This window comes from Paenibacillus sp. FSL L8-0436 (assembly GCF_038593025.1).
Taxonomy (GTDB): domain Bacteria; phylum Bacillota; class Bacilli; order Paenibacillales; family Paenibacillaceae; genus Paenibacillus_AQ.
Genome location: NZ_CP151955.1, coordinates 1,851,940 through 1,864,203, shown reverse-complemented (window position 1 = coordinate 1,864,203; position 12,264 = coordinate 1,851,940). Strand labels below are relative to the sequence as shown.

Annotated in this window: 7 protein-coding genes; all 7 read right to left on the bottom strand. The window is 50.1% G+C overall.

Features of this window, described 5'->3' with window-relative positions; genetic code table 11:
- Nucleotides 1-333 precede the first annotated feature (333 nt).
- The 7 genes from NSS79_RS08535 to NSS79_RS08505 all read right to left on the bottom strand — a co-directional run bounded on the left by NSS79_RS08535 (nucleotide 334) and on the right by NSS79_RS08505 (nucleotide 12,232).
- The gene (locus NSS79_RS08535) at nucleotides 334-3,441 is read right to left on the bottom strand and encodes a hypothetical protein (protein ID WP_342439015.1); all 3,108 of its coding nucleotides are present in this window, start codon (nucleotides 3,439-3,441) and stop codon (nucleotides 334-336) included.
- Nucleotides 3,442-3,461: 20 nt separating this feature from the next.
- Entirely contained in the window at nucleotides 3,462-4,340 is an 879-nt protein-coding gene (locus NSS79_RS08530) for a carbohydrate ABC transporter permease (RefSeq protein ID WP_076113582.1), read from the bottom strand.
- The gene (locus NSS79_RS08525) at nucleotides 4,340-5,317 is read right to left on the bottom strand and encodes a sugar ABC transporter permease (protein ID WP_342439014.1); all 978 of its coding nucleotides are present in this window, start codon (nucleotides 5,315-5,317) and stop codon (nucleotides 4,340-4,342) included. Before NSS79_RS08525 ends, NSS79_RS08530 begins: the two co-directional genes overlap by 1 nt.
- 34 nt (nucleotides 5,318-5,351) lie before the next feature.
- Nucleotides 5,352-6,761 carry an extracellular solute-binding protein gene (locus NSS79_RS08520; protein ID WP_052091925.1) on the bottom strand — a complete coding sequence of 470 codons (1,410 nt, stop codon included), beginning with the start codon at nucleotides 6,759-6,761 and terminating at the stop codon, nucleotides 5,352-5,354.
- 177 nt (nucleotides 6,762-6,938) lie between these two features.
- On the bottom strand, nucleotides 6,939-9,353 hold the full coding sequence (locus NSS79_RS08515) for a hypothetical protein (protein WP_342439013.1): 2,415 nt from the start codon (nucleotides 9,351-9,353) through the stop codon (nucleotides 6,939-6,941).
- 79 nt (nucleotides 9,354-9,432) lie between these two features.
- Entirely contained in the window at nucleotides 9,433-10,476 is a 1,044-nt protein-coding gene (locus NSS79_RS08510; protein WP_342439012.1) for a LacI family DNA-binding transcriptional regulator, read from the bottom strand.
- Between the two features lie 127 nt (nucleotides 10,477-10,603).
- The gene (locus tag NSS79_RS08505) at nucleotides 10,604-12,232 is read right to left on the bottom strand and encodes an S-layer homology domain-containing protein (RefSeq protein ID WP_342439011.1); all 1,629 of its coding nucleotides are present in this window, start codon (nucleotides 12,230-12,232) and stop codon (nucleotides 10,604-10,606) included.
- Nucleotides 12,233-12,264 lie beyond the last annotated feature (32 nt).

The window sequence follows — 12,264 nt, the reverse complement described above, 5'->3', positions numbered from 1 at the left end:
CTTCTACGACCGTTTGCTTGTCTCCATCGCTGACGGTCAACTGATACTTATATTCACCTACAGTCTTGAAGGTGGCTTTCAAAACAGCCTGATCGAGCGCACCCTCTTCGACCTCGCCATCACCGGATATTTTCTCCCATTGATAGGTCAGCTTGCCGCCAGGCAGACCGTCATCGTAAATTTGGGGAACCACAGCCAGCAGCTCATCCTGCTGCACTCTTACCGGGGTATCTACCGTTACCTTCGGTGCCTGATTTACTGCTGGCGTAACCGTCAGGCCGTTAATGTAGATTTGAATTTCTTTGATCCCTGTTGCAAGTTCGAGTGCATGGGTCACACTGACACGAATCGCTGTCGTATTAACCTTCTCGAACTCCACATTGTTATAGTTGGAGGCCACAACATCCGGGTATCGGAATTCCCTTTCACCGGCTTCCAGGTTATGCCGTCCGCCTCCAGACACTCGACACCGAACGTCTGCGGTGTACCGTAGCCATCCAGGAGACGGTTATTGTAGAAATAGACCTTCACATTGTCTACGGGCTTGGTGGCGTCAAAATTGAACGTGACCGTATCGGCAGGATTCGGCGAACCGCCGAACAGAGCCGTGTTGGACGTGTGGTCAATGGAAGCTATCGTTGAGCCGTCCGCCAAGCTTTTAATACTTGAACCACTCTCGATATACGTCGATTCGATCGTCGTTCCGGCAGCAGCGGCCAGATTCTCGCCACCATTGACAATATCTACGCCCGCCTTGTTGAACATATCCACCGTTTTTGCATTCGTTGCCAGTGAAGTATCATCAGCCTTGGCTAGAGGAGTAGCGCTGCCTTTTTCAAACAACACTTGCGTCTTAGAATTGTCACCAACCGCTCCGGCAACATCACCCTTAGGCATTTCCACCTTGCCAGTCACCGTATCATAAATAATATGTGACATTTCATTCGTGGTCATCACAAGCTCACCGTTAATGAACAGCGAGAAACCGGACGGAATGTCTTGATAAGGCAATTTTTTGTCCCCGGTATATACCTTAGGGTCCTGCCAGACGATCGACAGATCCGCATCATGATACCGCACATTGTCTACCGCAAAATGGTCATATTCGACATTGATCGGCCACAGCTCGATCTTGTCGTCGGTTCTCGGCTGAAGACCTGCCATATCCTCCAGTACGGTGTAATTCATCATGCCCAGCGTATCGTGGTGAATCCAAGCCCGCACCATTTTGCCGCTCGGGTTCGGAGGATTCTCCTTTGTCCACGGCGTTCCGAAGAAATAGTCCTCCAGCCAGAAGAATTCATTGGAATCGAGGTGATCCGTATTGCCCGTCTCCACCGTATGCAGCCATGCACCCCAGTCGAACAACGTCTTGTAAGTATCACTGTTAATATTGTCCACAGGGTAATGGCGCAAGGAAGCACGGACAGTATTAATGTAGTTGCCGAAGTTGCACCAGGCGAACTGGTCGGTGCCGAAGGCATCCGTCTTGCCATTCTTGAAATCCTCCACCCGTTTCATAATGCTGTTCTGATCCGCTGTGAAGAACGGAAAGATCGGATAATAATCAGGATCCGCGTAATCGGTCAGCTGAGTCAAATATTTAGCCTGAAAGCCCTCCTGTCCTTCTGTCGGCACAACGCCGAAGTTGAAGACAAACATGTTGTTATCGCGCCACGGGTTGAACACATCCTCTTTACCGACAACCTTTTTATGCAAAAAGCTGCCTTCGCCGTTCGTATCCGCTTTGCCGTCTCCGTCAAAATCCTTACCGTCAAACCACATATCGTTCAAAATCGTACTCTGAATCTTCCCGGCAGTTTCATTCATCCGGGTCTCGTTCACTGTATCCCCCAGCTGCTTATACATTTGGGCTGTGGCCACTGCATTGCCATAAGTAGTCGCAGAGCCGTCCAGCCGGGCATTGTTGCCGTTGCCATTCCAGTGCATGGAGACGGTGTCACCGTCATTTCCAGTCATCGGGCCGTGGTTATAATAGACGAGATTCGGATCATTGCCCTTGAAATGAGCCAGTGTGCCGGTCACATCATTGGCTGAGAAATCAGCGAATTTCTTCAGGATTTCCGAACCGCCACCATAGATTTTGTATGCTTCCCAGCCTACCTGCGAGCTGTTCTGCATCATATCCCAGGTCCAGATGTTGGGCCGCCCGGGGTTGTTCTTGTAATTCTTGTTCTCTGAATATTCGCCCTGCGCCAGCCAGGTCCCATAGGCATAGGACGGATCGCGGAGCCATTTCAGATCCTGCAGCGCCCACGGCACGCTGACCGTGATCCCGTTGTTGTAGCCAAGCACACCCTCCATATTCATCGGGAACTGCCAGTCATTGCCGGGAATGTTGGCATCCAGGATATTAAAGCGGTTACACCACCAACGGTAATAGAGCACTTTTTTCACATTTTCATCAGGGACATCAATGTACGGGATATTATCCGCCCACCACTCGTTGTACTCCTTCACCTGGGTGGAAAAGGCCTCATTGTTGCCGGGCGCAGACTTGAATTCCTCATACTGCGTCTTGGAGCCGGGAATTTCATCCGCGAGCCAGCCCATAACCACCTTCTGGTCAAGCGTCCCGCCCGCAGGAACGGTAATCTCTCTGACCAGCTCATTCCCGGCAGGGGTAAGTCCGGTTCCGCTAAGATGAACATCCACATATGACATCGCTTTCACAACTTTTTGGCCGGACTTCCCGATCATCAGCGGAGCCGCTACCCGGTCACCGATCAACTCATCCCCTTCTGCCCTGGATACAAACGGAGATTTGACCTTCAGTGTCAACTGGATGTCGCTTGCCGTGGGATTCTTGAATTCCAGCAGTGTTACTGCACTGTTATCATTCGTAATAAATTTGCGCTGGTTAATCTCCAGTTCCCCGCTACGGTAGGTTTGGTTCTCGTGGCTGGGATAATTTTTCCGGGCAGACTGATCCTCCGTAACCTCTCCCGTCGAAAGAGAGAGCGTATACATAACATCCTGGTTCAACGTATCCGCATAATACACACTCCCGGCAAAACCCAGCTTCGAGTTGTCCTGTGTCTTCATGTACAGGGCGCTGCCCCGGCTGAACAATGTATTGGCGCTGGCATCATCATTCCCATTATCATCAGGAATCACGCCTTCGTTCACGAGCAATGAATCCAGCCAGGGCAGATCGGCGTTATCTTTCTTGAAGGCATCAAAGTCAAAATTCTCAATCGTCTGCATCATTTCCCCGACGGTAGCTTTGCTGAAATCAATTCCTTCCGGGGTAGTGATGTTACCCACTTTCCACTCCGGTTTCCCGTAATCGGTTCCTACACCCTTATGATCGAAATCTGTCGTATAATTCGCCGATGCCGGGACGATCCCGCCATTTAGGACTACGGCAGCGCAAAGCGCTGCCACACAAGCCTTCCCTGACCGCTTAGTCTTTCTCATAACTTGTTGTCTCCTCCTTTTTATCCCTTGATTCCTGTCAACGCAATACCTTCCACAAAATATTTGTTGCCAATCAGGAAGAACACCAGGCAGGGAGCCGTAACGACCAGAGCGAGCGCCATAACCTGTTCATAGTTAGGAATGCGCATTCCGTTCACAATATACAAACCCATTGGCAGTGTATAATCCGCTTCTGTCTTCAAATAAATCATCGTATAGAAAAATTCATTCCAGCAGTTGATGAAGCTGAACAGGGCTACAACAATCATGGCCGGACGAATGAGCGGCAGCATGATGCGGGAGTAAATGCGGAAATAACCCGCACCGTCAATCTTAGCCGCTTCACTGAGTTCAAGCGGAATGGTCGTGAAAAATTGCCGGAGCAAAAAGACAAAGTATGCATTGCCGCCTGCGCAGAAAAATGCGGGAATAATAAGTGCTGGCTTACCGGCCAGTCCCAGGGAGGTATACAGGGAATATTGCGGTAGCAGGGTTACAGCGCTTGGAAGCATCATGGTGCTGATTACGAGCACGAACCACATCCCGCGCAGCGGGAACCGCAGCTTGGCAAAAGCATAACCGGCGAAACTCGTGGTCAGCACTGTTCCGATTACATAAGGCACCACAATCGAAACTGAGTTCCAGAGCTGCCGCAGAAACTGGATGCGCTCAAGCCCCAGCCGGAAATTATCAAAGCCCGGCTCACTGGGGATAAATACTGGCGGGCGCGCCAGAATCTCTGAATGGTTAACGAATGCGCCGCGCAGCAGCCAATAAAGCGGAAAGGCGAATACCAAAGCGAGCAGGCAGGACAGTAGGATGAGTATGACGTTCACCGCTTTTGTTTTGTTCTTTGCTCTCTTAAGACTTGAATATTTTACAGTCGCAGAGACAGCCATTATCTCACCCGCTTTCTTTTGCCCATCGAATCATCCTTCTTGAGCGCGCCCTGGAAATAGAACAGAATAACCGTAATGAGCAATGTGATCAGGAAGACGACCCAAGCCTCGGCAGACGCCAGCCCGCGCATCCCCACCTGCACAAAGGAATGATCATAAATCATAACGTTGATGAAATAAGTCATCCGGTCCGGTGCTCCGTTTCTGGACAACACCACACTCTGGGTATAAATCTGGATAGAGGTCATCATGCACATAATCAATTGGAAAAAGAGTACTGGCTTGATCGTCGGGTAGGTGACCTTCTGGAACTTGTGCCAGGCATTGCCCCCGTCCATCTCGATCGCCTCCAGCAGTTCACCGGGAACGTCCTGCAAGGTAGCAATGAAGACAACAATCGTGCCCCCGCATGTCCACAAGCTCATAATAAACAACGTCTCAAAGATCCGCACCGGGTCTGTCAGGAAGTCTAAAGGCGTTATGCCCAGCTGCAGCAGCAGCCAGTTGACCAAACCGCCCTTGGCCTGATTCTGCAGCAGCATCTGCCAGACAATCGTGGTCGCCAGCATCGGAATGACTGAGGGCAGGAAGAAGACCGCCCGCAGCATATTTCTGCCGAGAAACTTGCGGTTCAGCAAGAGCGCGACCAGCAGACAGAAGGCAATAACAAGCACTACGTTGATAAAAGCGTAAATCAGGGTGACCGTGATCGATTTTTTGAACTCGGAGCTTGGATTGCTGAAAATATATCTGAAGTTGTCCAGCCCGATCCATTCCATCACCTGCCCGCCGCTCATCACCGTGATTTTGTGAAAGCTGTAGAACAAGCTGGCCAACATCGGATACAGGGTCAGCACCAAAAAGCCGATAATCGCGGGTGCTGCAAATAAATATCCGGCGACCGCTTCCTTGGTGGCGCCTTTGGCAGGCTTTTTAACATAGTTGGGTGCCGTACCGGTCTTGCTCTCTGGATTCATAAGCCATAGCCCTCTCTTTGAAAATAAGCTTTAATTACGAAACCTTTCCGCTTTCCCACAGTTTCTTAATCGTTGGCATAATCTCATCGTAGATGTCCTTGACGCTCTTCTGACCGGTCAGCGCCTTGTCGATGGATTTCTCGTATTCCGTATTCATCTTAAGATAGGCCGGAACATAATAAGCAGGCCACTGTGCAATGGAATCCTTGGTTGTGGAATAACTGAGAATCGTTTCTTTGGCACTTGCCGGAAGATCGGCAGTCCATTTCTCAATGAGGGCAGGGTCGGTGTACCAGTCGGCTTGGTTAGGCAGCCATGCTCCGCTCTTGAGCAGATCCAGGGCATTCTCCGGGTTAACCATGTAAGCGTAGAATTTCTTGGCTTCCTCAATATGCTTGGACGTATTGTAAACTACCAGTGGAGCGCCTGCGTTCATCGTTACGGCTTGTTCCATCTTGGGCAACACGCCGACACCGATATCATCATTGCCTTTGATGTTAGCCAAATCCCACGAGCCGCTGACCGCCATCGCATAACCGCCGCTCAGCGCATCAATGACCGAACCGGCGCCGGTAGTCCATGAATAATTGAAGGGTGAGGCTACCTTGTCCTTGTTGATAAGATCGGCCAGCTTCTGGATACCCTCAACCGATTTGGGCGAATCCCACAGAAACTCCTTGCCGTCCGGGGATACAATACCGCCTCCGTTCGCATTGGCTGCCCAGAAGTGATGGAACTCACGTCCCGCGGTAAACCCGATGCCGTAATTTTCTGTCAATGAAGCATTGAACCCCTCATCTGCGGCCGTTTTGCCTTTGGTATCAGTGGTCAGCTTCTTGGCATTGCTCACGAAGGTGTCCCAATCCCAGGCATCCTCAACCTTGGATGGCGGATAGGCGATGCCCGCAGCATCGAACTTTGCTTTACTGTAGTACAGCAGCTCCAGTTGGTTGGAGAGGCCGACACCGATAACTTTTTGCTCCGGAGAATGGATTGTAATCGCTGCCAATTTCTCAGGTATTGAACCATCGGCCAGCAGGTCACTAATGTCCTCAAGAATGCCCATTTCATTGTACTTCTGAATATCCCCCTCGCCCATGTAGCTGATATCCGGCAATTGATCGGAGGCTAGGCGGGTCTGAATGAAAGTATCAAAGGTTCCGTCCGCCGGCAACACTTGCGCATTGATCTTAACTCCAGTGTCTGCTGTATATTTCTCTGCAGCCTCTTCCACCAGCTTCTTCTGCGCATCATCGCCCCAATACAACAGCTCAAGCGTGATATCCTTGCCGGACGTGCCTCCCTTATCATTCGCGGCTTTTTCTGTGGCTTTGGCGGCAGTGTTGCCCGTGTTTTTCTCTCCATTCCCCGAACAGCCGGCCAGCGAAGCGAAGACCATTGTTAATGCCAGTGATAGAACCAGAGTGCGTTTACCAAACTTCATGTTTGTTGCCTCCCTTTTCTTTTAAATCTATATAAAATGAACTTGTGAGACCTAATGTCGATTTTCCAAGTTCACCTATATTTATTTCGATTATACTAAGTTAAACGTTTAATCTAAAAGCTTCGCGGGTTTTGTCCGTTATAGTAGCCTGTCCCATTCTGCCGCTCCTGCCGGCGATTATGGACAAGCGCTGAAGACGCCGCCTTGAAGTCTTACTTGGCGCTGCAGCCGGCCTTGCCCGGAGCGGAAACCCACCTTGTCTTCAAGCAGCAGGTATCTGGAAGGGTATGCCGCATAGCTCGTAATTGTCCAGCCGTCCGCCTCTTCGGTAACATAACCGTTAACACAACGCAGCTTGCCGCTGCTGTCTCTATAGAGGTAGGCGGTTGTCCCAAAACCCAATAAGTAGGCAACCAGCTCTTCACCCATGTCCCAATCATCTCCGGATACAGTGGAGAACAGCGAAGCGAATAACGGATCACTGCTTGCTACAAATACCGACTGTCCGAACCTGTTCCTCGACAGCTCCGGCATATTCAGATTCGGTGCAGCCACACTGTAAGTTGAGGCCGCCTCTCCCGGCTGCAGGCGGCGCGGAGTGGAGCGCACATTCCAGTCATAACAATTGAACACGGCCATTGTAGAACGGTAAGCCGCCTCCAAATATTCGGGGTTGCCCAAATGCTCGTAGGCAACCCGCGCCGAGCCGGACACCAATCCCCCCCATAAGGAATGGATCATGGAAGAGAGGGCTTCCCACCAGCGGTCCGGGTTCTGGACCCTGTAGTCATTACTGAAACCGATGTTCGCCAGAATCAGCTGTCCGTAACGTTCCGCTTCGTCCAGATTCCCAAGATGGCACAGCGTTTCACAGGTAGGTCCGAACCCTGCGTTATCATAGAAGTGCTCTGTAATTGCCCCGCCGTATTGCTGTACTTCTGTCTGCAGATTCCGGCCGAACCGCTCCCATAACTGCTGCAATTGCCCCTGCCATTCCGCAAGTCCCTCCTCCTCAAGTGCCTGCAGCAAATCCCGAATATATAGAGTGAAAATGCCGTTCAGCCCTGCCTCGTCCTTCTCTCGCTGCCTGGAATGGCAGTCCGGGTTCAGACGCAGGCATATCACTTCGGCAGCCCACTCCAGATAAAGCCGTGGCGGATGCAGCCTCAGCAGCGCAGCATCCATTCTCGACAGCAGGTAGAAAACATGCGCAATATAATCCAGATCATAAATCCGGTAGAAGCCTCCATACAAGGGGCGCGGCCGAGTGAAATCGCCCTCCTCGAACCAATGGAGCTTCATATCCAGCACTGCAGCAGCCTCGGCCTTCTCAACCTGCTCCGGCACTGCAGCCGACATGCTGTTCTTCATCAGCAGGAAGGTCAGCTTGCCAAGTGATTCTCCCTGATTGGACAAGGGACGGAACGCGTAGGGGCGTTCCACTCCATCTGCGCTTCCATAGCTATGGGCTACCAGCCATTCCGCCCGTTTCTCCAGCATAATGTCGATTGGCTCCAGCACGTTCCACACCAGGATGTCGCTGCGTCCGTCTTCAAGCACCAGCTCCAGCTTATGCTCACCGGGCGCCGGGCGAAGCAGCGTAAGTGTGTACCTGCCATTCTCTCCTTTTACCGGAATCGCCTGATCTGTAACGTCTTCACGGCGGATCTCCTCCGTTCCCGGTGGAGCGCTGAATAGGCAGATTTCACGTATAGACTGTTCCTGCGTTATCCCAACCTCAGCTTGGAAGATTCCGCCCTGTGTCAGCACAGGCGTATAGCTCCAGTGCGGGTGGCCAAACGCGGCTCCCTGGCGGTAGAAATCATCCTGATCCTGGCAAGGGAGAAATACATACTCCCAGCTGGAAGTCTGCCCGGGCTCCAGATCCAGCGCATGGTAAGCGTTACCATAGATCCAATCCGCAGCTGCTGAGGCGGGCATTGAAGCTCCATCCTCCACCAGCGACAGCCGATGATACAGCAAGCCGTCCAAGGAAGGGGATACCTGCTCAAGAAAGCGGTTACTATAACGGCAATAGGAGCCTGCCGTGACTGTCCTGCCCCCAGTCTGATAAATACCTAAGTGCGGCGCCTCATTGCTGCGCCTGATAGCGGCGAACTTGGTGAAGTCTCCGCCCAGATGAGTGAACACTGCACACGATTCACGCATATTGCGCAGCACGTTCTCATCCCTAAACATGATATAGGCCAGCGAGAACCATACATGCAGCCCGTTAATCCGTACAGCTTGTGCGGAGCGGTTGGACAATTCGATGCTCCACCTGAAGCGCTCCTCCTCCAGTGTGTACACGAAGCGGATTGTTACCGGAAAAGCATCAAACTCAACAGCAGCGCGATGCTCTCCCTCCTGGATCACCCTCGGCTTAAGATCCACACTGTGTATAATCTTCCCATTTAGTTCGAGCGTCCATTCCCCGAACAGCTTATCCTCGTCTTCGTATCCTGCCTGTTGCAGATAAGCGGGATCAACCACCCAGTTCATTGCGGCGGGATCTTCCTGCATCACCAGGGACTGCATGGCTCCCCGGGCGCTAAGCTCCATTCTGTATTTTGCATTGCTGAGAAACGTCATCGCCATCACCTCTTTCGCGTCCTGCCTTATAATCTAAACGTTTAGATAAATGAGAAAAATATGATGTGAGACATCGGCTTTATCTCACATCGATTACAGCAGCTACAGAGTCACGCTCGATTAACCGGCATTCCGGCATAATCAGGGGCGCCGACTCGTTCCCATTGATCACATTGTACAAGCTCTCTATGGCCTGATAGCCCATCTCGTGCAGCGGAAGTTCCATCGTCGTAATCCGCGGGCGCAGATAATCGCTGAATTCCCGGTTATCGAAGCCAATCACCGACAAGTCCTCCGGAACCTTAACGCCTCTTTCGTCGGCTGCCTGCAATACCCCTACCACCATAACATCATTCATGGAGAGGATAGCCGTCGGCGGCTCCGGCAGAGATAACAGCTCGCCGGTCAGGCGATATCCGGATTCCCGCTCCCAGTCCCCCATCTTAATCAATAAAGGATCAAAGGGCAGTTCAAAGTCAGTAATCGCCCGATAATAACCGTTCAGCCGCTGTCTGGACGGAATGGAATCCATCAGCCCGCTAATGACCGCAATTCTGCTATGACCCTTCGCGACCAGATGGGACATGGCCTCATAAGAAGCCTGTTCATCGTTATAATGTATGGAAATGTCGTCCCGTGTATAACCATAGGTATATACAATAGGTTTGTCGTCTGCATCGATTAGTCCGGTTAGGTCACGGGTATGTACACCGATATAGATAATCCCGTCCACCTGCTTGCTGAGCAGCTCGGACACGGCATTGGCGGCGTACTTCCGGTATGCCTCTATATCAGCAAAATTACGGCCGATACGTTTATTTAGACGAAGATTGACCAGTAAAATATGCAGATCATGCCGATCGCCAAAATCATTAATGCCATCGATAATTTCGGGTGCATTAAACACCGTCACATCCTCTGCGATAACACCGATCGTATTCGTACGGTTGAGCTTGAGGCTCTTGGCAATATCGTTGGGTTTGTAATTCAGCTCCTCAATGGCTTCAACTACTCGCTGACGCGTTTCTGGACGGACATTGCGGGTACCATTAAGCACATAGGAGACGGTAGCAATCGAAACATTGGCTTTAGCAGCGATATGCTTAATGCTGGTTTTGCTCATTGTAATCTCCTATTCTATGCCGCAAACGTTATGTTAAACGTTTAGATTATTAAATGACACCTAGAATATACCATACGAAGCTATCAGTAGGCAAGAGATTTCCGTCAAGTCTAAACCCCTAGATGAATCAAGGGGTTGTATTGTTTAAGAAGGAATAACCGTAATATTTCTCCGCATTACTAATACTTGTCCAAATATCCGGACTTTCCCCGCCTATGTACCAGTAGGCCACTCCCGCTAAATTTTTAGTAACAGCAAAATGATATTTGGCAATTAACGAGCGCCCGTCCTCAATCCAAATCATGTGTTGCATAACATTGTTCGTATAGCCGGCAACATATTGAGCCAATGATTCATTCCATAGCGGTTTCATCGAATAGGTATTGATCCTCTGATTTTGCTCAGTGAACGTAATGAATTCGGAGGATGAAACTGTTCCATTTTGCTTTAACGTCCAGTCCCGGTTATAAAATGGCAGTGCCAATATGACCTTGTCATTTGATACAACCTTTAGCAAGGTTTCGACTGCGTTTATGATATAGGGAAGCGAAGCATTGGAGCCTGGATTGACACTTCCACCATAATGCTCATCGTAGCCCATCATTACTACATAATCCACTTGTTCCCCAAGCGCAGCGTAGTCGAATGCCTCTGTCCAATCCGTACCAAGATCAGGCGACACATCTATAGACAACGTAGCATTAACGCCATGCAATCTCTCTGCTAATATAGCAATAAAATCTGTCAAATATTTCCGATCCGCTGCCTTTACATTCTCAAAATCTATATTTAGCCCATCAATGCCATATTTACTTACCATCGCTGCTAATTGGGTTATTGCAGTATTTCTTGCTGTTACGCTAGATAACATTAGATGAGTAGCTTCTTGATCGGACCGGTTACCGACCATCGCCCAAATTTCTTTGTCCTTCGTCTTTGCCCACGAAACAAGCGAGATATCTGTTGAATCCGTTACACTCCCAGTTCCCCCTACAAAGTACCACCGTGGAGATAAGATGTTCACATTCGACTTCAGAATAGTGCTCTTATACTCTGCGGTTGTTTGTCCATACTGCCAGCCGATTACAATATGTTTTTGCGGCTCGTTCTCAAGCTCCGTGGCCCAGCTTTTATTTTGCAGCACCCGATAAATAAGTACAGTTGCTTCCTGCCTGGTAATTGCATCCGTTGGACGAAAATATCCTGTTTCATCGCCCTTCATTAATCCTAGATTACTAACGGCAGCAACAGAATTACCAGCCCAGGCAGCAATAAGATCACTATCCTTATATGCTGTCAGATTAGCGGATTTGCCGTTCGTTTGTTGCAATGCACCAGCCAGCCAAACAGCTGCCTCTTGTCTTGTAACTGCTCTCTTTGGTGCAAAGGTAGTCTCCGAGGTTCCACTTGCCAGGTTCAGCTGAACAGCCGCCTGAATTGGACCGTAATACCATTCATTCATTACTACATCTCTAAAAGCAGATACTGGACTAGCCACTGGATCAAGCTTTAGCAAACGTTCCAGCACAGTAATAAATTCTGCTCTGGTCATAGACTTGGCTGGTGAGAAACTCGTCAACGAGGTTCCTGTAATAAGCTTTTTATTATATAAATCTATGATCTCTTTTTGGGCATAGCTTGTGCTTATATCATCAAAAGGCAGCCGTCCATCGGCCAATATATGCTGACAAAACATGCTTGTCGAGCAAATGACAGCGGCTGCCGCTATTATGAATCTACCTAATATGGCCTTCACGAGATTCCTCCTATGACATCAATCTTAGAATT

Coding starts and splice junctions, on each gene's coding strand:
- NSS79_RS08535 (WP_342439015.1), bottom strand. CDS start 3,441: ATGAGAAAGACTAAGCGGTCAGGGAAGGCTTGTGTGGCAGCGCTTTGC.
- NSS79_RS08530 (WP_076113582.1), bottom strand. CDS start 4,340: ATGGCTGTCTCTGCGACTGTAAAATATTCAAGTCTTAAGAGAGCAAAG.
- NSS79_RS08525 (WP_342439014.1), bottom strand. CDS start 5,317: ATGAATCCAGAGAGCAAGACCGGTACGGCACCCAACTATGTTAAAAAG.
- NSS79_RS08520 (WP_052091925.1), bottom strand. CDS start 6,761: ATGAAGTTTGGTAAACGCACTCTGGTTCTATCACTGGCATTAACAATG.
- NSS79_RS08515 (WP_342439013.1), bottom strand. CDS start 9,353: ATGACGTTTCTCAGCAATGCAAAATACAGAATGGAGCTTAGCGCCCGG.
- NSS79_RS08510 (WP_342439012.1), bottom strand. CDS start 10,476: ATGAGCAAAACCAGCATTAAGCATATCGCTGCTAAAGCCAATGTTTCG.